The sequence below is a fragment of the Salisediminibacterium beveridgei genome (assembly GCF_001721685.1).
GTDB classification, from domain to species: domain Bacteria; phylum Bacillota; class Bacilli; order Bacillales; family Salisediminibacteriaceae; genus Salisediminibacterium; species Salisediminibacterium beveridgei.
The window spans coordinates 2,418,993-2,439,818 of record NZ_CP012502.1; the positions used below are offsets into that span (position 1 = coordinate 2,418,993).

General features: G+C 47.8%; 11 protein-coding genes, 14 tRNA genes, 3 rRNA genes, 1 pseudogene and 1 riboswitch. Of the genes and pseudogenes, 1 reads left to right on the forward strand and 28 read right to left on the reverse strand.

Features of this window, described 5'->3' with window-relative positions; genetic code table 11:
• Positions 1 to 11: 11 nt before the first annotated feature.
• Entirely contained in the window at positions 12 to 2,045 is a 2,034-nt protein-coding gene (locus BBEV_RS11310) for a molybdopterin-dependent oxidoreductase (RefSeq protein ID WP_069365577.1), read from the reverse strand.
• Between the two features lie 123 nt (positions 2,046 to 2,168).
• On the opposite strand from BBEV_RS11310, the gene BBEV_RS11315 reads away from it, so the two are divergent.
• Positions 2,169 to 2,741: a 4Fe-4S dicluster domain-containing protein gene (locus BBEV_RS11315; protein WP_069365578.1), complete on the forward strand. Its 573-nt coding sequence runs from the start codon at positions 2,169 to 2,171 to the stop codon at positions 2,739 to 2,741.
• A 46-nt stretch (positions 2,742 to 2,787) separates the two neighbouring features.
• On the opposite strand, the gene BBEV_RS11320 is transcribed toward BBEV_RS11315, so the two are convergent.
• From BBEV_RS11320 to BBEV_RS11450, 27 genes and pseudogenes are all read right to left on the reverse strand, one after another.
• Positions 2,788 to 3,681: a 4Fe-4S binding protein gene (locus tag BBEV_RS11320; protein ID WP_069365579.1), complete on the reverse strand. Its 894-nt coding sequence runs from the start codon at positions 3,679 to 3,681 to the stop codon at positions 2,788 to 2,790.
• 16 nt (positions 3,682 to 3,697) lie between these two features.
• Complete coding sequence (locus BBEV_RS11325) at positions 3,698 to 4,528, reverse strand: dimethyl sulfoxide reductase anchor subunit family protein (RefSeq protein WP_069365580.1); 831 nt, start codon at positions 4,526 to 4,528, stop codon at positions 3,698 to 3,700.
• Positions 4,529 to 4,542: 14 nt separating this feature from the next.
• Positions 4,543 to 5,085 carry a 4Fe-4S dicluster domain-containing protein gene (locus BBEV_RS11330; protein ID WP_232318164.1) on the reverse strand — a complete coding sequence of 181 codons (543 nt, stop codon included), beginning with the start codon at positions 5,083 to 5,085 and terminating at the stop codon, positions 4,543 to 4,545.
• A gap of 17 nt (positions 5,086 to 5,102) precedes the next feature.
• The gene (locus BBEV_RS11335) at positions 5,103 to 7,286 is read right to left on the reverse strand and encodes a molybdopterin-dependent oxidoreductase (protein WP_069365581.1); all 2,184 of its coding nucleotides are present in this window, start codon (positions 7,284 to 7,286) and stop codon (positions 5,103 to 5,105) included.
• A 1-nt stretch (position 7,287) separates the two neighbouring features.
• Positions 7,288 to 7,926 (reverse strand): TorD/DmsD family molecular chaperone, encoded by a 639-nt coding sequence (locus BBEV_RS11340; protein ID WP_069365582.1) that lies wholly within the window; start codon positions 7,924 to 7,926, stop codon positions 7,288 to 7,290.
• On the reverse strand, positions 7,898 to 8,200 hold the full coding sequence (locus BBEV_RS17420; protein ID WP_069365583.1) for a hypothetical protein: 303 nt from the start codon (positions 8,198 to 8,200) through the stop codon (positions 7,898 to 7,900). Before BBEV_RS17420 ends, BBEV_RS11340 begins: the two co-directional genes overlap by 29 nt.
• A gap of 200 nt (positions 8,201 to 8,400) precedes the next feature.
• Positions 8,401 to 9,688: pseudogene (locus BBEV_RS11350) on the reverse strand (acetylornithine deacetylase).
• Positions 9,689 to 9,791: 103 nt separating this feature from the next.
• Positions 9,792 to 9,897: riboswitch (TPP riboswitch) on the reverse strand.
• A 153-nt stretch (positions 9,898 to 10,050) separates the two neighbouring features.
• Positions 10,051 to 11,262: a DUF3179 domain-containing protein gene (locus tag BBEV_RS11355; RefSeq protein WP_069365584.1), complete on the reverse strand. Its 1,212-nt coding sequence runs from the start codon at positions 11,260 to 11,262 to the stop codon at positions 10,051 to 10,053.
• A 168-nt stretch (positions 11,263 to 11,430) separates the two neighbouring features.
• Positions 11,431 to 12,429 (reverse strand): Gfo/Idh/MocA family protein, encoded by a 999-nt coding sequence (locus BBEV_RS11360; protein WP_069365585.1) that lies wholly within the window; start codon positions 12,427 to 12,429, stop codon positions 11,431 to 11,433.
• A gap of 150 nt (positions 12,430 to 12,579) precedes the next feature.
• On the reverse strand, positions 12,580 to 13,752 hold the full coding sequence (locus BBEV_RS11365; RefSeq protein WP_324609489.1) for a LysM peptidoglycan-binding domain-containing protein: 1,173 nt from the start codon (positions 13,750 to 13,752) through the stop codon (positions 12,580 to 12,582).
• A 539-nt stretch (positions 13,753 to 14,291) separates the two neighbouring features.
• Positions 14,292 to 14,378, reverse strand: a tRNA-Leu gene (locus tag BBEV_RS11370).
• Between the two features lie 17 nt (positions 14,379 to 14,395).
• Positions 14,396 to 14,469, reverse strand: a tRNA-Cys gene (locus BBEV_RS11375).
• A 9-nt stretch (positions 14,470 to 14,478) separates the two neighbouring features.
• Positions 14,479 to 14,553 (reverse strand) — tRNA-Gly (locus BBEV_RS11380).
• A 5-nt stretch (positions 14,554 to 14,558) separates the two neighbouring features.
• A tRNA-Gln gene (locus tag BBEV_RS11385) sits at positions 14,559 to 14,633 on the reverse strand.
• 18 nt (positions 14,634 to 14,651) lie between these two features.
• Positions 14,652 to 14,727: transfer RNA gene (locus tag BBEV_RS11390), tRNA-His, on the reverse strand.
• 33 nt (positions 14,728 to 14,760) lie between these two features.
• Positions 14,761 to 14,845: transfer RNA gene (locus BBEV_RS11395), tRNA-Tyr, on the reverse strand.
• Positions 14,846 to 14,854: 9 nt separating this feature from the next.
• Positions 14,855 to 14,930, reverse strand: a tRNA-Thr gene (locus tag BBEV_RS11400).
• A gap of 5 nt (positions 14,931 to 14,935) precedes the next feature.
• A tRNA-Phe gene (locus BBEV_RS11405) sits at positions 14,936 to 15,011 on the reverse strand.
• Positions 15,012 to 15,023: 12 nt separating this feature from the next.
• Positions 15,024 to 15,099: transfer RNA gene (locus tag BBEV_RS11410), tRNA-Asp, on the reverse strand.
• Positions 15,100 to 15,142: 43 nt separating this feature from the next.
• A tRNA-Met gene (locus BBEV_RS11415) sits at positions 15,143 to 15,219 on the reverse strand.
• A gap of 29 nt (positions 15,220 to 15,248) precedes the next feature.
• Positions 15,249 to 15,324 (reverse strand) — tRNA-Val (locus BBEV_RS11420).
• Positions 15,325 to 15,333: 9 nt separating this feature from the next.
• Positions 15,334 to 15,408, reverse strand: a tRNA-Glu gene (locus BBEV_RS11425).
• A gap of 8 nt (positions 15,409 to 15,416) precedes the next feature.
• Positions 15,417 to 15,509, reverse strand: a tRNA-Ser gene (locus BBEV_RS11430).
• A 4-nt stretch (positions 15,510 to 15,513) separates the two neighbouring features.
• Positions 15,514 to 15,588: transfer RNA gene (locus BBEV_RS11435), tRNA-Asn, on the reverse strand.
• 7 nt (positions 15,589 to 15,595) lie between these two features.
• Positions 15,596 to 15,712: ribosomal RNA gene (rrf, locus tag BBEV_RS11440) — 5S ribosomal RNA — on the reverse strand.
• Between the two features lie 97 nt (positions 15,713 to 15,809).
• A 23S ribosomal RNA gene (locus tag BBEV_RS11445) occupies positions 15,810 to 18,743 on the reverse strand.
• A gap of 259 nt (positions 18,744 to 19,002) precedes the next feature.
• A 16S ribosomal RNA gene (locus BBEV_RS11450) occupies positions 19,003 to 20,569 on the reverse strand.
• Together the 16S, 23S and 5S rRNA genes with 14 tRNA genes alongside form the textbook arrangement of a ribosomal RNA operon.
• Between the last annotated feature and the right edge of the window lie 257 nt (positions 20,570 to 20,826).

Below are 20,826 nucleotides of genomic sequence, written 5' to 3' on the forward strand. Positions count from 1 at the left end.
AAAAACCACCTTCATTTCGAGAAATTCACAAATACATCGTTAAAGGCGATGCCCTTCGCACCTGATCCTTTATCCCCCATATCTGTCTCGTAACCCGGGATGAGCTGATTGATTAACATTCTTTGATGACTCTCACTGCCGTGCAGAATCACCACAATGTCCCTTGGCAATGACGGGTTCAGCTTGATCTGACAAGGTATCGTTGCCTGATCATTGTACAGCTTGACAAAATCACCATCAGACAGCCCCTTGTCATTCATCGCTTCCAAAGAAACATAGAGCGTCAAAGATTCGTGATTGGTGAAGGTTTCACTGAAAACCTGCGAATTCAATGAATACAGTGTGTGGGGTGTCAAAAGCCAGTACGGCAGATGGACCGATGGTTTCAAGGAAGGTTTGTATTCCGGCAGGGCAGGGTGACCGTCTTCCCTGGCTGACTCCGAGAAGAATTCAAACTTTCCCGATGGGGTCTTAAAGGTGAAATGTTGCCAGGCAACTGCATCCACTTCTGCTTCTTTAGGTTTTCCGATGAGTTCGGACCAGTGATCAATCTTTAATAAATCATAGATGTCATCATTGAATTCCTGATCGATATAACCTTCGATGGATAGATCATCTTGAAAACGGCTGAAGCCTGGACGCTTTTCATTCAGCAGTTTGGACAATTCACATGCAATCGTAAAGTCACTCTTACTCTCATAATATGGCTCAATCGCCTTTTCGTTAAAGCTGACCAGATGATGCCAGTAGCTTGCAACGACATCTTCCTCTTCAAAAAACGTCGTTGTGGGCAAGACAATATCCGCGTACTTTGCCGTTGCCGTCAGCTGTGTGTCAACGACGACAATCATCGATACTTGTTTCAGCGCTTGTTCAATTGCCTGAACATCGGCATCCTGGGCCATGAAATTCCGTGATGAAACCCACAAAAAATCGACCGGAGGCTTATCGAGCTGTTTGATTGACTCGGCAAATCGGGCAACAGGAATGGAGCGGTTCCGATTTTGATGTTGCCGGTGACTTGTGAACGACCAGGTCGCCTGATGGGCAAAATGGGTCCCGGTACCGATTTTTCCGATATTTCCGGTAAGGGCTGCCAGTGCATTAATGGTCCGGATATTCTGTCCGCCGTTCGTGTGCCTTTGCAGACCAAAGCCTTGCCAAATGAAAACCGGGCCTTTCTCTGCCATCAAATATAACAGTTCGTCAGCAATTTCCGAAGGCAGGTCACAGGCATCAAGCAGTGTCTCCTCAGCTATCCCCTTCAGGTAATTCCGGTATGCTTCAAAGCCCAACGTATGCCGGTTGATAAAATGTTCATCGTACTTCCCTGTTTCGATCAGACGCTTGGCAATTAACGTCGCGAATGCCCCGTCCTCTCCCGGCGGGATTTGAATATACAGATCCGCCCGTTCCGCGGTTTTTGTCAATATCGGGTCAATGACGATGACGGTAGCACCTTTCTCCCGGGCTTCCGTAATGTACTTCAGCATATGAGGCGCGGTCCAGACCGGATTGACACCCCAAAGAATAATCACGTTGGCGTGACGCATATTTGCAGGGTCTGACGTTGTGTAGTCGCCAAAATCGTATAAATGACCGTCAAGTCCAGCAGACCAGCAAGGAGAACCGGTCACTTTCGTGATGGGCCCGATCCCGTTAAAAAACTGATCGACACTGTTATGCACCACACCAAAGTTCCCGGAATATTTTGTTAAACATAAGGATAAGTTCGACTCATACAGATCGTGATTACGGATGATTTCAGCTGCAATCGTTTCGTAGGCTTCCTGCCAGGAAATACGCTCCCACTCCCCACTTCCCCGCTTCACCTGCCGCAACGGGTATTTCAGCCTGGACGGATCATAGACCTGCTTGACATATAAATAAGCCTTTGGACAAAGCTTGCCACTGGTAATTTCATGATCAGGGTCCCCTTCGATTTTCATCAGCCGGTCATCGGCACTGTAGGCAATGATCCCGCAAGAACCGTAGCAGTTTCTCGGACAAGCGTGGTGCGTGATGCGATAATCCTGATTGTTCATCAATTCTTCCTCCTTTCTTCACAGGTTATACACTTTCTCTGATCAATTAGATATATTTCTATTATATACTGAAAGTATGTTAAGAAGTCAGAATCTTTGTACACAGAGGGAGGCCTGACGATTATGATCATGCAAATGGGTTTCAAAGTGGATATCGACCGCTGTATTTCCTGTTCTGCCTGTACTTTGGCCTGTTCCAATGAGCATGTCGAAACAGGCCAGGCAAGACGGCGTTTAAAAACCTTTACAACAACCGTCGAGGACGTGTCGCTCATCCAATTTTCAGTCGGGTGTAATCATTGTAAAAATCCTGCATGCCTCGCCGTCTGTCCGCAACGCTGTTTTAAGAAACGGCGGGACGGCATTGTGTATCACGATCCCTTTAACTGCATCCGTTGCGAAAGTTGCATCGGGGTCTGTCCTTACAACGCGATTTCTATCAATGTGTACAGCGGCAAAGCGGTTAAATGCAATTTCTGCAGTCACAGACTTGAAGAGGGGAAAGATCCTGCCTGTGTTTCAGCCTGCATGACCGGTGCCCTTCAATATACCAATGTATCGGAGGATGCTTCTTTTTCAAATGACGGGAAAGATCAGATCAAAATGATGCAATATACCGAACCGTCCCTCTTGCTGACCATGCCGACACATGAAGTGATTCAGGTAAAACGGTCATTCCGGGGAGCTCCTGGTTAATGTTAAAAGCTGTCGATGAATATCATCAACAGCTTTTTTTGTTTGATTAATCCGCCACTTTTTGTATCAATTCCACCGCGTTAAAATAGCAGATATCCACGCACAATGCGCAGCCGGTGCATTTTGAAGCATCGATGACGGTTTGCGGAAGGGTGGCTTTTGAAGTGTCGGTCCGGATCGCCCTTTCAGGACATAACATCCCGCATGCCTTGCAGTCTTTGCAGGAAGACAATATTTCAGCGGTCACTTGCGGCGTGACTCCCTCTTTTTGAACCTGCTTCTTCCATAAGCGCTTCATTTCACTTGTTGACAGCTTTTTTGGCCCTATTTTCGCTGAGTCCATTCCCGACTGTCTGATAAATCGGAAGATGCTGAAAAGGGATTGTCTTCTCTGTCTGTCGTAGCTTTCTTTGCCTGCCATGACCTGTTTGACGTCATCGGACTGTTTCAATCTTTTCGAATCCATTGAGATCGGCAACGTGCAATTTTTATTACAACTGACACAGGAATCTTCAGGCAAATAATAATAAAAGTTGGCGTGCTCCTCAATGGCCATCCAGATCTCATCGAGGAGATACCCGAAGCTCGGTAGATGCAGCACCGGTGCTTCTGCCAAGTGTAAAGGCGCTCCTGAACAGCTGACAATCAGTTGATCTTCCTTTTCTTTTGTCTCTTCAAATCGTTTAAGAATCTGTTCATACGTCGGGGATTGCCATTCAAATACATTCACCGGACATTGTTTGACACATTGGCCGCATAAAAAGCAATCATCCGCCTCCAGTTTTCCATCACGGATCTGTAGTGCCCCCGCCGGGCAATGGTCCACACAACGGGAGCACTGACTTTTCGATGATAAGTGGTGGAGGCATACTTCATCATGAATGGTTAACAGCTCAAATTGTTTGGTCGTTCCTTCCAATATATCGATCAAATTAACCATTCAATTCACCCCCAGATCAATTCGGTGTGTAAATCTCCAACTCCACAACGGTGTTGTAAAAAATCTCTCTTCCGATGATTTCGCCGGCGAAGACCATGATGAATACAGCCAGTACCAGGATCATTGCCGGTTTCCTCTTCTTCATAAACAGAAACGGCAGCAACAGCACAACCGGTGCAACCCAGCTTAATAATCCTCTCATGACGAACATCGGATGGTTGACAATATTGGATGCGGTCATTTCAATTGCCCCGGATCCTGAGAACATCACGGTGATGTAGAAAAATGAACTCATGGCGTATACAAGGGCCATAACAGGTGCAATTTTCCAGACGTGCCTGTCTTCTTCGTTAAAGAGATAGAAAAAGACACTGACGTAAAGTGGACCTATGATGACTGCACTCATCACAAAGAAGAAAATGGGTGAAAAGTTGTTCCAGGCAGGGAGCGCCGGTAAAACATAGATCATCGCCGATCCCATCACCGCCAGCAGTCCAAACAAGGATGCAATGCCACCGAGCCATTTACGAAGGGTCAGTGCGGGTTTGATCCATGTCCAGACATAAGCAATCATCGTTACAAGCATCAAGGAAAACATCCATATTTCCCGTGTGAGCCAGGAGGTTTGTATATTACTTAATGCGAGAAAGGCCATAAACGGCTGTCCCAGGTGAAATACTGATGCGAGAATCGCAATCACGGCTATGACAAAGATGGACGAGGATAACCATATCCCCAATTTGGGGTTCTGGACCTTATTGAACATATCCAGAATCCAGAGAGTTAATAATGCACCGACGGCTATTTGAGACAGGACGGTGAATAAAACGAGTGGAAGTTCATGCATGTTGTGTCACCCCTTTAAATTTTTTTCACGATGAACGGTTTTATGAACCGGGTTGTCGGTTCTGTGATTCTGTAATCCGGAAAACCAGGCAGGGAACGGTCCGTTTGGAGACCGAAACTGTCCACATCCACATAATAAATGGCCTGCGTCGGGCAGCTGCTGATGCATGCCGGCTGTTTGCCTTCTTCAAGCCGTTCATAACAGAAATGACACTTGCTCACTTTTTTCGTTTCCTGATCAAATTGAGGGATGTTATACGGGCAGGCATAAATACACATTTCACATCCAATACAGCGGTCTTCGTGATGAATCACGATGCCATCTTCCCGTTTCTCATAGGCGTTGGTTGGACACGCCTCCTTACACGAGGGAATGTCACAGTGGTTACAGGCAAGCGACATCGTTGTTCTCGTCGCTTCCCCGTATGCGTCTTCCTGGATATCATACACTTTACGCCAGGATATTTTAGGGTTTAACTGATTATAGTTTTTGCACGCCATCGAGCAGGAATGACATCCGATACATCGATCGCTGTCTACTACGAAGCCCATTTTCATGCTGATCATCCTCCTTCTTAAAGTTTCGTAATGTTGACAAAGTTGTCATGAAACGAAATGCCTGGCATGCCGGTTGCTTTTGCTCCCATATCTGCCGGAATGGCTTTGACGGTGTAGTTGACATTGTAGTCATGATTCTTAAACCATCCTTGATACATGACCAGTTCATTCGGTCTGATCGTCCGGGTGATTTTAGCTGGTGCTTTCACGTAGCCGATCTCGTTATGCACTTTAATCAGATCACCCGCCTGGATCCCGAATTCATTGGCTAAATCCGGATGAATCTCGACCATCGGCTCGTTATGAAGATCTTCCATCCAATCGAGATTCTGAAATTGACTGTTAATATTGAATTTCGAGTGCGGTGTCAAAAGCCGGTAAGGGTAATTCGATGGCGCCTGCATTTCTTCAACATAAACCGGCAGTGGATGATGTCCAAAATTCTCAGCTTCTTCTGAAAAGAATTCGTATTTGCCGGATGGTGTTCTGAAATCACCATTTTCCCAGGCTACTTCTTTGTTTTTCATTTTAGCCGGGCCGTCCTTGAGATCAGTCCAGTCATTCAGTCCAAAACTTTCAAGAAGTGTTTCATTGAACTCTTTTCCTACCCAATCTTCCATATCGCCTGAGGTTGGATAAGTGCATGAACCCGGTGATAATTCATTCATTTTTTCCGATAATCCCATCGCAATTTCAACATCACTTTTCGATTCATACAATGGTTCAATCGCCCGCTCATTATAGGTCATCCAGTAATGCCAGTAGCTCACATTGACCCCTGGTGTTTCAAACGGTGTGGTTACCGGAAGGACTATATCTGAAAGCTTGACGGTCTCAGTCATGAACAGATCGGCCGTAACAACGAAATCCATCTCATGGAATGCTTTTTTGATCAGTGTCGTTTCAGGGTCCTGAGATACCGGATTTCTCCCGGCAATCCAGAGCATTTTGATCGGTGGATCATCTGCCGACAGAATTTCAGCGGCGAAATTATTCATATTGATCGGTCGATTTGCTTCACCCACAGTACCTTCCGGTGGTTCCATGACCATGGCATGGTAGTTGAATCCCCAGGAATCGAGCTGTGCATAATTTGCTCCTCCACCTTTAATGCCGACATTGCCGGTGATTGCAGCCAATGCATCGATGGCTCTTACATTCTGACCTCCGTTTGTATGGCGCTGCATGCCATATCCGATCCAGATATTCGCAGGCTTCGTGGTGGCATATTCTCTGGCCAGCTTTTCAATGACATCAACAGCCACACCTGTTTTTTCAGAAGCCCATTCAACAGTAATGTTGTTCTCGAGATACGAGAAGAATTCGAGATAGCCCTTGGCATTTTTTTGCAGCCAGGCGAGGTCATACAGCCCTTCGTCGAGAATGTGTTTCGCCATTCCGAGTGCCAGTGCACCGTCCGTGCTTGTTTTAATCTGGACATATTCATGGGCTTTACCGGCAGTGTTGGTGAGGATTGGATCAATTGCGACGACTTTTGCTCCATTTGACTTCGCTTCCTCGATGAAGTTCATTGAATGAACGGCGTTCCAGGCGGGATTCACACCCCACAGGATCAAATGTTTCGCGTGCACGATCTGTTCCGGATCACTGTTGACAATGGTGCCGAAATCAAAGGTCTGTGCATCGATCCCTGCCGGCCAGCAAGGTGTTCCTGTCGCGATACTGTGATAACCGAGACTCGCCATCGTTCCTTCGATGCCGTAACGCAGGATGTCAAAATTACCGGAGTACTTATTCAGGCAGATCGGAAATGTGCTGCCGTATTCTTCTTTGATGGCCAGTATCTTGTTGGCAATTTCGGTATAGGCCTCATCCCATGAAATTCTCTCCCAGTCGCCGCTGCCTCTGCCATTTTGTTTCATCGGGTATTTGATCCGGTCAGGAGAATAAACGGTTCGCGGATACACATTACCCTTTACGCAAATGTTGCCGTTCGTATACGTGTTCTGAGGATTTCCTTCCACATATTTGATCACGCCGTCTTCCACGGTGGTTAACATCGAACACGTATCAAAGCAGTTTCTCGGACAGGCATTTTGGAAAATTTGTGTATCCACTGCCTGACTGGCAGATGTTTCTTTCAACCCGTTGAAGAAAAAATTTGTGCTTCCTGCGCCAACTCCTGCCAAGACTCCGGTAGCCACTGCACCTTTTATAAACGTTCTTCTCTTTAAATTCATTTTAAGACCCACCTTTCCATTCGTTCTCTGCATCTGAAATGTCCTTTTCAATAACCTGACGCATTATTGAGGCCCAGGCCCTGCAAATCTCTGTTTCCGCCTGTTCTTCCACTTCCGTTAAATGCGCTTCATACCATTTGGAGAGATGCGCTTTTAAAAATTGCCTGATTCGTCTTCTTTCCTGATGATCTGCCAACGCTCGATGGTATAAATAAGACATGAATTCCAGCTCAAAAGCGATGTGATCCTCCGGGAATTTACCTTTACCATTAATTTCAACACCGCACATCTCATAAAATCTTCTGACTTTCAATGTGGATTCTGCCATGATCAGACGATCCTGGTTCACGTAAACGGATTCATATGGCGGTACTTTCAATTGATCGGGACCGATGAACAGTTTCGTAAAATCGAAAACAGCTGACTTTAATTGATCATTGGAGCTTTGTTCAAGGATTTTCAAATCTGCTTCAATGGCCAGTTCTTCTGTGACTGCGAAGTCTCTCAGCATGTCAATCGCCAGCTGCAGCTCTTCCTGGTTCCAAAGCTGATTATGGTAATAGGCTGAAAAAATCATATACGCTTTCTTTTTGTCTTCTGCTTGGGCTACATTAAATATTGGGTCCTGGTGAACCTTCATCTTCGTCCTCCTCCTCATCATCCTCTTCTTCCATTTCTTCTAACAATTCTTCTATGTCTTCATCGGTCAGATCATCAAGTTCCATTGGCTGAACACCGTTTTCAAGTTCTTCCTCCGTTAACTTGTACTCCACGTCCAATACCTGATCGACCTCACCCTGGAAATCTTCATTCATGGTACCGCTCTCATAATTGCTTGTATCCTCGTCATTATTACAAGCGACTGACAGGACACTGAATAGCATCAGCAATGCGACGAAAAATTTGGTTTTCATTGTGCCTTCCTCCTTTGTTTGTTCAACTCGTAACATAAGATTGGTCGGTAAATCCCCTTACACTAAGTATAAGTGATCGCAAACATTGTCGAATTGTATCTTTTTCTAAAGATGAAGGCATTCCATTGTACAAAATTCCAATCCTCAATATAAAAACGGCACCCGCTGAAAAAATCAGCAGATGCCGTAAGGAAAAGACTTTATTCTTTTTTCGTATGGGTCCAGTTGTAAATGAAGGTTGCCATTACTTTTGCAAAATCGACGAGTTCATCAATGTCGACGGATTCATTGACACTGTGCGCTTCCGTTAACTCACCGGGTCCATACAAGGCAGTAGGAATCCCCGCTTCAGCAAGCCATCCACCATCGGTAACCGTCGGGGACGTGTCCTGCACAGGCGCTTGACTCAGGACGGATTGATGGGCTTTCGACAGCGCCTTGACGCCCTGGTGATCCGGGTCCACTTCGAATGCAGGAAAGATTTCGCCCCGGTCTTCGATCATGGACTCTCCGCCCCAATCAAACCGGGGTGGATGATCTTTCAGCCACGGATCCGCGCTTGCGGCATTCAGGAGATGTTCTTCAACTTCTTTACAGATGTCTTCCGTAGATTCATTCGGATAAAAGTGCACCGTAATCCACAATTTACACTCATCTGCAATAAAAGCCGCATGTCTTCCCCCTTCGATGACCGCGGGATTGATGGTGTTCGTTCCCGGCGGATAGCCTGGATAATGCTTCGAAACTGCCCAGTGGCGCTCCAGGGTCTGCAGGCTCTCGATCATCACCATCATCTTCTCGATGGCGCTTGCCCCCTGGTGCATGCCGCCCGCCCGCATGAATCATCTGTCTCCGGTTTGCATCATGATACGTCTGGGGATCTTTGATCGTGATCCAGCCGGTGACAACACCGCCCTGCCCCTGGATATGCAGGTGACTGGTATCAACGACAAGAGCGAAGTCTGCCGTGTATCCCCGCCTGCAGCACTGCAGTGTACCCGCCTCGCCAACCTCTTCTCCAATCACCGATTGAAAGATCACATCTCCGGACAGTTCGATCCCTTGTTCATGGAACAGTCGCAGAACAAATAAGGAAGCAGCAAGTCCACCTTTCATATCAGCCGCACCTCGTCCCATGAGCCGGTTCTCTTTCACGATGGGATCAAACGGGTCTGTCTCCCAGTTTTCGTCAGGTCTGACTTCTGCCACGTCCATATGGCCATTGATGATCAAGCTTTGAAAATGGCTGGAATCATGACCTTTTTTGGTACCGACGACATTGGGATCGTTTGGGTACACATCCCATTTTTCAGTCGTAAACGCACAGTCGTTTAAATAGTCCTGTACAAAAGCTTGGGCATCTGCGGTGTTTCTGGCAGGTGGAGCAGGGGTTTCATACGAAATTAACTTTTTGGCCAGTGTGATCATGTCTTCTTTTTTGGCATCAATGTCTTTTAACACTTGTTCCAGGCGTCCCTCTTGCACCATCCACACTCACTCCTTAAATAGAATGATCATACAAAAAACTTCTTCTGCGAAGAGAAGAAGTTTTGTCAGTTTATGAGCTGATGAGTGGTAACGGCTGCACTCAATCAATCCGGACACTTCTTCCCTCCGCCAGTGTTAACTGGATCAGGTGACTAAGGGTCAAGACGATCGTCTTTCTCAGCTGATATTCAGCTCCCCCAAAGTGGCTTTCAAATCATATGCTGTTGTTCATTCATTTTTATCATAGTACTCTTGATAATGCAACTTTGCCCTGGAACTTATGATTTCATCATTCTAAGGTGATCAATATTGTTTCCATGGATCACTGTTATTGCATCAAGATGCTTAATTTTACAATGGCATCAATCCTGATGAATCAGTGTATCCGGTTCATAAGCAGCCCATGCAAACCAGAAGGTGTCCAGTTTGAATGGCACTGCCGTGAGCTTTGCTCCTTCTTTGGGTCCTGAGATGGCTTCGCCAAAGAAATTCCAGACGGAATCCGTCTGTTCATCGTTGATTTGTTCACCATCATGATAGAAATCCAGAACCTCCCCATCCACTTCGCTGAAGAAAACATTCGTGCTACCGACTTCTTTGCCTGCAGCGAGATCCGCACTGTCAAGGCCGGAAGCCGTCCCTTCCTGGAAGAACAATACCACCGGTTCATCCAATTCCGTATCATTCAATACGCCGTGACGGGCTACGGAATCCATCAAATAAGCCTTGGCCTGTCCTGAAACTTCAACGGCTACAATCCTCTCCTTAGGAGCATAGGTGCCATCGATTTCACCGGAAAACAAAAAGGGTGGTTCATCTGCTTCGTCATATCCGACATAAGGATTCTGACCGTAATTCCGATCAAAAGAGGTCTCGCGCGATAAGACGAGTCCTTTTGGATATATTTCTGTAAACTCGTTCCAGGAAACGATCGAACTCGGTATGATGTCCAGGTGATTTCCTTCCAGATCGCCACCCAATGCCTCCCCGCCAAAATGTGCCCAGAGTGTATGCGTCTGCCGGTCATACATTAACAAAGAACCCTGATGAAGGTAGCCGGTTGTCCCGAAATCCAAAACCTGTTCATTCATTTCCCTTTTGAAAGAAAACGACGAATTACATAAAGGACAGAAAGTGACCGTTACAGGAATATCCTGAATCGTATCATTGACGATTTCATGCCACATCAGGATTTGTAATGGATAGGCCCTCGCCTCCCCTTCGACTTCAACCCAGATAACAGGTTCGTTTGGTTCAAGCCACTGATCGGCTTCATCTGCCTCAACAAAGCGCGGATGATCAATCGCAGGAATGCCTTCAGGAGGCGGACCTCCTTCCAGCAGTTCTTCTGCCACCTCTGCAGGTAAATCATTGATCTTTTCATTTAAATCTTCCACAGTCAAAAAGGTTCCGTCCGTTGAAGCCTGGTCAGTTTGCGTCAGGTCATCAGCTGCATCCTGATTTGCCCCTTCATTAACTTCCTCAGATGGCACGCCAGTCAATTGAGCGAAAATCACAAAAATCCCGGCCATCAAAAGGATACCTGTTAAGGTGTAAAGAAACGGTTTACGCATCGTCAGAACCCTCCTTTTTATCACGTGCGTCGTTTGGCCTTAGTATACATGCATTCCGAACGTGATTCTGTAGCTCAGCTTACAAAGCTGTTATTCCCGATGAATACCGGTCTTTGGAAACGAAAAAAACGGCCCCCGTTTATCCAAATGGGTTCCGTTCTCTCATACTCATGACATTGACTTTCCATCATCAGCCGGAAATCTGGTGCCTGCGGTTTTCCTCGCCGATTCATAGACCTTCATCACTTCGCAGGAATAGTCGAGCAGCCTGTAGCAGGTGTCGTAATTCTCCTCGGTCAACAGCGTCTTAAAAGCCATCAGTTCATAATGCATTCTGTTACTGATATTCTGGTCATTAAAACGAACGCTTTCTTTCCCTTTTTCATGAAGAATAACCGCTTCACAGACATTGGTACTGCTTTCCACGTGCAAGTATCCTTTTTCCCCTTGAATCAATGCATAATTCAGACTGTCTGTATCCTTCGCTCCCGTGCAATGAACGACTTTACCCGGATATGTCATCACCAGTACACCGGAGGTATCAATGCCATTGGCATGCTGATTGGCTATATATTTTACCGAATCAGGCGATCCAAACAGGTTCATGACAAAATGCAGATTGTAAATGTTGATATCCGCCAGTGCCCCACCGGAAAATGCCGGATTGAATACGTTCGGGGTCTCTCCTGCAAGAAGTTTATCGTACCGGCTGGAATACTGGCTGTAATTGCATTGGACCAGTTTAATTTCACCGATCTTTGGTAAAAGATCCTTAACCACTTGATAGTTCGGCAGATGAATGGTGGTGATCGCTTCAAACAGCATCAGGCCCTTTTCTTTTGCCAGCTCCCGGAGTTCTGCCGCTTCTTTTGCTGTCGATGTAAATGGTTTTTCACAAATGACATGCTTCCCGTATTCCAGGGCTTCCTGTGTATGTAAAGCGTGCAGGCTGTTTGGGGAAGCCACATAAACCACATCGATCTCTGAGTCTGATAAAAAATCTTTCAGATCTGTGTAAATGCTGCCAACCTGAAATTTGTCAGCCAATGGCCTGGCAGATGCCTCTTTCCGCGAAAACATGGCGATACATTCCATCCCGTCAATGTCCAAAACCGCGGACATGAATCGGTCAACGATAAATCCAGTACCAATGGTTCCGATATTCATGAATGATTCCTCCCGTCCTGCAATATATAATCCTCAATTTAAAACACCTGCCTGTTCCACAGACAACTTGCGTAATGACGCTCTTTACAGTATAACAAAAAACTGCAAACGCATTTGGAATCACGTTTGCATCAGTCTTTGACCTGTCAATTATTTTGGAATTTTCAGCACCTGACCGACCCTGATCAGGTTAGGGTTTGTTATCTTATTGGCTGCAGCAATTTTCGATACGCTTGTGTTGTGACGAATCGCAATTCGATACAGTGTATCTCCCGGTTTAACGGTGTATGTTACGTTGGCAGGTGCCTTGTCATCCGGCTTTAATTTCAGGACCTGACCGACAGAAATCAAGTTGGGATTTTTAATATTATTTAAAGATACAAGCTGAATTACCGTCGTATTGTTCTTCGCAGCAATACTGAACAGTGTATCCCCTGATTTCACCGTATATGTTGTTTTTGAAACAGAAGGAGCAATAATCAGGACCTGACCGATCTTCAGCAGGTTCGGATTACTGAGTTTGTTTAAGGAAGTGAGTGTGGAAACAGTTGTATTATGTCTTCTGGCAATGCTGTAGAGTGTATCCCCGGCCTTCACTGTGTATGTTTTACCCGATACAGAAGAAGATTCAATCTTTAACAGTTCAGACACCGTGACAAATTTATAGCCTTTTGCTTTCAACTGCTTAATGATTTCCGGCAAAGCAGCAGGAGTTCCACTGGCCCCAGCCCCAGTATGCATGAGCACGATGGATCCGGGTGTAATATTATTGACGACTTTATTAACAATCTGAGTCTTTGATACGCCTTTCCAATCGACCGTATCAATATTCCATTGAATCGTATACGGATAGCCCGCGTTTCCAACACCGGTCAGTACTGCGTTATTCGAAGCCCCAAAAGGCGCCCGGAAAATCGGCTTTGTGGACTTGCCCGTTACCTGTTTGGCAAGTGCTTCGGTTTTATCCAATTCGGCTTTCATTTGGGAGGCAGTCAGCTTTGTGAAATAGGGATGAGTATAGGAGTGGTTGCCAATCTGATGGCCCTGATCAGTTATTTTTTTGATGCTTGCGGGGTGGTCTTTTAAACCGGTACCGGTAAGAAAGAACGTGGCTTTAACGTTATTCGATTGTAAGGTATTCAATATCTTATTAATGTTCGTGCCATCCGAACCGTCATCAAATGTCAGCGCGACAACTTTCTGGGTGGTATTGCCTTTTGTAATGAATTTGGAACTTGCCGCCTCTGCAGTTTCTGGAGAATAAGACCAGACTGTCATAAACAACAAAACCAGTGCCAGTAAGAGTTTGAGAAATTTTTTCATCATTTCCTCACCCTTTCTTGTCATAATGCTGAATGTTTCAGCATATGTACATAAAGCTACCTGATTTGTTCTTAAAAAAGATGTTCCACCTGATTTAATTGTACTGCCGAATCCTAAAAGGGTACAGATTATTATTATCTATTATTTTCTTTATTCTTCAATATTGTTAGTTTTACTGACATGAGTATATTTACTCTCTTCAATTCCAGAGATTTTTCATTCAATGACCTTCACTGATCAGAAGCATCCTGAATCGATTTCGTCCTGATCGGCCTGCAGCAACGCATTTAAGGCATGCAAGTAGAATCCGGTTAAAATACATGATATTTATTTGCTTAACTTCTTTCTCAACCAGGTTTTAAAGACTATTTTCCAGCTATTCCCCTGCCAGCTCTGCCCCTAAAAGAATATATTATTATCATTATGATATATGCAAAAAACAGGGAAAAATCTGTGCATCACTTACGGCAAAATAAAAAGAAACGCTGACAAAGCAGCGTTCCCGGAAAGAAGTATATAATATAGAGATCTTTTTAGAATGGTACCGGTGGTCGGGCTCGAACCGACACTCCTGTGAGGGAACGGGATTTTGAGTCCCGCGCGTCTACCAATTCCGCCACACCGGCTTAATGGAATTAAAATATGGAGGCGGCAACCGGATTTGAACCGGTGATGGAGGTTTTGCAGACCTCTGCCTTACCACTTGGCTATGCCGCCCTGGAAAAATGGAGCGGGAAACGGGATTCGAACCCGCGACCCCCACCTTGGCAAGGTGGTGCTCTACCACTGAGCTATTCCCGCATATATGGCAGGGGTAGCAGGATTCGAACCTGCGGTACACGGGATCAAAACCCGATGCCTTACCGCTTGGCTATACCCCTAAATGAAAGTACAGATTATGGGGCGGCTGATGGGAATCGAACCCACGAATGCCGGAATCACAATCCGGTGCGTTAACCACTTCGCCACAACCGCCATAAACACACTCAGTCATTATAGCATAAAAAATGGTGGAGGGGGAGGGATTCGAACCCCCGAACCCGTAGGGAGCGGATTTACAGTCCGCCGCGTTTAGCCACTTCGCTACCCCTCCGAATGAAAATGGTGCTGGCCAGAGGACTTGAACCCCCAACCTACTGATTACAAGTCAGTTGCTCTACCAATTGAGCTAGGCCAGCACTAATGGTGGCTCAGGACGGAATCGAACCGCCGACACACGGATTTTCAGTCCGTTGCTCTACCGACTGAGCTACTGAGCCTGAACATAAAAATGGCGGTCCCGACCGGGATCGAACCGGCGATCTCCTGCGTGACAGGCAGGCATGTTAACCGCTACACCACGGGACCTTTTAAATTACGAACGTTAATTATGTAATGAACCGAATAAAATTGGTTGCGGGGGGCGGATTTGAACCACCGACCTTTGGGTTATGAGCCCAACGAGCTACCAGACTGCTCCACCCCGCGGCAATATAAATGAATCTTTTAAAAAATAATGGTGGAGGATGACGGGCTCGAACCGCCGACCCCCTGCTTGTAAGGCAGATGCTCTCCCAACTGAGCTAATCCTCCAAATATAGATGGTGACCCGTACGGGACTCGAACCCGTGTTACCGCCGTGAAAGGGCGGTGTCTTAACCGCTTGACCAACGGGCCGTAAATAATGGCGGAGTGCGAGGGATTCGAACCCTCGATACGGGTTAAAACCGTATACACGATTTCCAATCGTGCTCCTTAAGCCGCTCGGACAGCACTCCGGAATGGCTCCACAGGTAGGATTCGAACCTACGACCGATCGGTTAACAGCCGATAGCTCTACCACTGAGCTACTGTGGAACAATGTGCCTGGCGACGTCCTACTTTCACAGGGGGACAGCCCCCAACTATCATCGGCGCTGAAGAGCTTAACTTCCGTGTTCGGCATGGGAACGGGTGTGACCTCTTCGCTGTCGCCACCAGACTATGGTTGAGTGTGACCACTCAAAACTGAATAACGCCTATGACGGGGATCATGAATCCGTGTCTTTCCTTCGTACATTAACTTACTTCGCTTAACGTTGGTTAAGCCCTCGATCGATTAGTATCACTCAGCTCCGCATATCGCTATGCTTCCACACGTGACCTATCTACCTCATCGTCTCTGAGGGATCTTACTCACCGAAGTGATGGGAAATCTCATCTTGAGGGGGGCTTCATGCTTAGATGCTTTCAGCACTTATCCCGTCCACACGTAGCTACCCAGCGATGCTCCTGGCGGAACAACTGGTACACCAGCGGTGTGTCCATCCCGGTCCTCTCGTACTAAGGACAGCTCCTCTCAAATTTCCTGCGCCCGCGACGGATAGGGACCGAACTGTCTCACGACGTTCTGAACCCAGCTCGCGTGCCGCTTTAATGGGCGAACAGCCCAACCCTTGGGACCTACTTCAGCCCCAGGATGCGACGAGCCGACATCGAGGTGCCAAACCTCCCCGTCGATGTGGACTCTTGGGAGAGATTAGCCTGTTATCCCCAGGGTAGCTTTTATCCGTTGAGCGACGGCCCTTCCATACGGTGCCGCCGGATCACTAAGCCCGACTTTCGTCCCTGCTCGACCTGTATGTCTCGCAGTCAAGCTCCCTTATGCCTTTGCACTCTGCGAATGATTTCCAACCATTCTGAGGGAACCTTTGGGCGCCTCCGTTACTCTTTAGGAGGCGACCGCCCCAGTCAAACTGCCTACCAGACACTGTCCCTGAACCGGATCACGGTTCGAGGTTAGAATTTCAGTACAGCAAGGGTAGTATCCCACCATTGCCTCCACCGAAGCTGGCGCTCCGGTTTCCAAGGCTCCTACCTATCCTGTACAAGCTGTACCAAAATCCAATATCAAGCTGCAGTAAAGCTCCATGGGGTCTTTCCGTCCTGTCGCGGGTAACCTGCATCTTCACAGGTAATATAATTTCACCGGGTCTCTCGTTGAGACAGTGCCCAAATCGTTGCACCTTTCGTGCGGGTCGGAACTTACCCGACAAGGAATTTCGCTACCTTAGGACCGTTATAGTTACGGCCGCCGTTTACTGGGGCTTCAATTCAGAGCTTCTCCAAAAGGATAACCCCTCCTCTTAACCTTCCAGCACCGGGCAGGTGTCAGCCCCTATACTTCGCCTTGCGGCTTCGCAGAGACCTGTGTTTTTGATAAACAGTCGTTTGGGCCTATTCACTGCGGCTCCCCCAGGCTGTTCACCCTGGGGAGCACTCCTTCTCCCGAAGTTACGGAGTCATTTTGCCGAGTTCCTTAACGAGAGTTCTCCCGCGCGTCTTAGAATTCTCATCCCGCCTACCTGTGTCGGTTTGCGGTACGGGCACCTGTTTCCTCGCTAGAGGCTTTTCTTGGCAGTGTAGAATCAGGAACTTCGCTACTTAATTCACTCGCGATCACAGCTCAACCTTACGGTTACGGGATTTGCCTCATAACCAGCCTCACTGCTTCGACGCACACGTCCAGCGGTGCGCTTACCCTATCTTCCTGCGTCCCCCCATTGCTCAAATGGAAACGTGGTGGTACAGGAATATCAACCTGTTTGCCATCGCCTACGCTTTTCAGCCTCGGCTTAGGACCCGACTAACCCTGAGCGGACGAGCCTTCCTCAGGAAACCTTAGGCTTTCGACGGAGGGGATTCTCACCCCTCTTTTCGCTACTCATACCGGCATTCTCACTTCTAAGCGCTCCACATGTCCTTGCGGTCATGCTTCTACGCCCTTAGAACGCTCCCCTACCCCGAACACCCGAAGGTGTTCAGCCATAGCTTCGGTGATACGTTTAGCCCCGGTACATTTTCGGCGCAGAGTCACTCGACCAGTGAGCTATTACGCACTCTTTCAATGATGGCTGCTTCTAAGCCAACATCCTGGTTGTCTAAGCAACTCCACATCCTTTTCCACTTAACGTATACTTGGGGACCTTAGCTGATGGTCTGGGCTGTTTCCCTCTTGACTACGGATCTTAGCACTCGCAGTCTGACTCCCGAGGATAAGTATTTGGCATTCGGAGTTTGACTGAATTCGGTAATCCTGTAGGGACCCCTAGTCCAATCAGTGCTCTACCTCCAATACTCTTCCCTCGAGGCTAGCCCTAAAGCTATTTCGGGGAGAACCAGCTATCTCCAGGTTCGATTGGCATTTCACCCCTACCCACACCTCATCCCCGCACTTTTCAACGTGCGTGGGTTCGGGCCTCCATTCAGTGTTACCTGAACTTCACCCTGGACATGGGTAGATCACCTGGTTTCGGGTCTGCAACCACGTACTTATTCGCCCTGTTCAGACTCGCTTTCGCTGCGGCTCCGCCTCTTCAGCTTAACCTTGCACGTGATCACAACTCGCCGGTTCATTCTACAAAAGGCACGCTGTCACCCATTAACGGGCTCCAACTACTTGTAGGCACACGGTTTCAAGATCTGTTTCACTCCCCTTCCGGGGTGCTTTTCACCTTTCCCTCACGGTACTGGTTCACTATCGGTCACTAGGAAGTATTTAGCCTTGGGAGATGGTCCTCCCGGATTCCGACGGGGTTTCACGTGACCCGCCGTACTCAGGATCCACTCCGGAGGAGGGAACGTTTCGGCTACAGGGCTTTTACCTTGTCCCGCGGACCTTTCCAGGTCGCTTCACCTACGCTCTCTCTTTGTAACTCCAATGGAGTGTCCTACAACCCCGAAAGGCAAGCCTTTCGGTTTGGGCTGTTTCCGTTTCGCTCGCCGCTACTCAGGAAATCGCTTTTGCTTTCTCTTCCTCCGGGTACTAAGATGTTTCAGTTCCCCGGGTCTGCCTGCCATTACCCTATGGATTCAGGTATGGCTCCCATCCCATTACGGATGGTGGGTTCCCCCATTCGGAAATCTCCGGATCAACGCTTACTTACAGCTCCCCGAAGCATATCGGTGTTCGTCCCGTCCTTCATCGGCTCCTAGTGCCAAGGTATCCACCGTGCGCCCTTTCTTGCTTAACCATTTCCTGTGTTCCCACAGGCTTTCTTTGGCGTCGTTTTAACCTTAACGTTTGAATTCAAGACACTCGGTTCCTCTCCATTTTGAATAGGATTCATAATAGATGATTCACCGGTGATTCATGATGTTTCGTCATTTCGTTATTCAGTTTTCAAAGGTCACTGAAGAGGATTAACCCTTCAAAACTAAACAAAAACCAGAGGCAAAAGTAAAAAGGTTGAGCTTATCTGAAAACCGGAGGTTTCCAGCAAGTCTCCTTAGAAAGGAGGTGATCCATCCGCACCTTCCGGTACGGATACCTTGTTACGACTTCACCCCAATCATCTGTCCCACCTTCGGCGGCTGGCTCCCTAAGGTTACCTCACCGACTTCGGGTGTTACAAACTCTCGTGGTGTGACGGGCGGTGTGTACAAGGCCCGGGAACGTATTCACCGCGGCATGCTGATCCGCGATTACTAGCAATTCCGGCTTCATGCAGGCGAGTTGCAGCCTGCAATCCGAACTGAGAATGGCTTTATGGGATTGGCTCCACCTCGCGGCTTCGCGACCCATTGTACCATCCATTGTAGCACGTGTGTAGCCCAGGTCATAAGGGGCATGATGATTTGACGTCATCCCCACCTTCCTCCGGTTTATCACCGGCAGTCACCTTAGAGTGCCCAACTGAATGCTGGCAACTAAGATCAGGGGTTGCGCTCGTTGCGGGACTTAACCCAACATCTCACGACACGAGCTGACGACAACCATGCACCACCTGTCACTCTGTCCCCCGAAGGGGAAAACCCAGTCTCCTGGATGTTCAGAGGATGTCAAGACCTGGTAAGGTTCTTCGCGTTGCTTCGAATTAAACCACATGCTCCACTGCTTGTGCGGGCCCCCGTCAATTCCTTTGAGTTTCAGCCTTGCGGCCGTACTCCCCAGGCGGAGTGCTTAATGTGTTAACTTCGGCACTAAGGGTATCGAAACCCCTAACACCTAGCACTCATCGTTTACGGCGTGGACTACCAGGGTATCTAATCCTGTTTGCTCCCCACGCTTTCGCGCCTCAGCGTCAGTTGTAAGCCAGAAAGTCGCCTTCGCCACTGGTGTTCCTCCACATATCTACGCATTTCACCGCTACACGTGGAATTCCACTTTCCTCTCTTACACTCAAGTCCCCCAGTTTCCAATGACCCTCCACGGTTGAGCCGTGGGCTTTCACATCAGACTTAAGAGACCGCCTGCGCGCGCTTTACGCCCAATAATTCCGGACAACGCTTGCCCCCTACGTATTACCGCGGCTGCTGGCACGTAGTTAGCCGGGGCTTTCTCGTGAGGTACCGTCAAGGTGCCGCCTTATTCAAACGGCACTTGTTCTTCCCTCATAACAGAACTTTACGATCCGAGAACCTTCATCGTTCACGCGGCATTGCACCGTCAGGCTTTCGCCCATTGCGGATGATTCCCTACTGCTGCCTCCCGTAGGAGTCTGGGCCGTGTCTCAGTCCCAGTGTGGCCGATCACCCTCTCAGGTCGGCTACGCATCGTCGCCTTGGTGAGCCCTTACCTCACCAACCAGCTAATGCGCCGCGGGCCCATCCTGCAGTGAGAGGACGAATCCCCTCTTTTACGTAGGTACCATGCGATACTTACGGTCATCCGGTATTAGCCTCGTTTTCACGAGGTTGTCCCGGTCTGCAGGGCAGGTTGCCCACGTGTTACTCACCCGTCCGCCGCTCATTCCACTGACGTCCACCCGAAGGCTTCTGTTAGCTTCCTGCGCTCGACTTGCATGTATTAGGCATGCCGCCAGCGTTCGTCCTGAGCCAGGATCAAACTCTCCGATAAAGTGTGGCGTCCAATGCCTCAGGCATTTTCTTCCGCGTTCATCTGAAGTTTGATGCGCTAGCATCATACCAATGTTGATGACACATTGGATTTCATTGACGGGATATCTTATTCATATATCCCACTTCTTTTGCTTGGTTTTTTGTTTAGTTTTCAAAGGTCAAAATGTTTCATGTCGTTTTTGGCGACTTCATTATCATAACACTTCTTCAAATTTAAAGTCAATTACTTTTTTGAGAAAGTTTTATGTTTGTGAA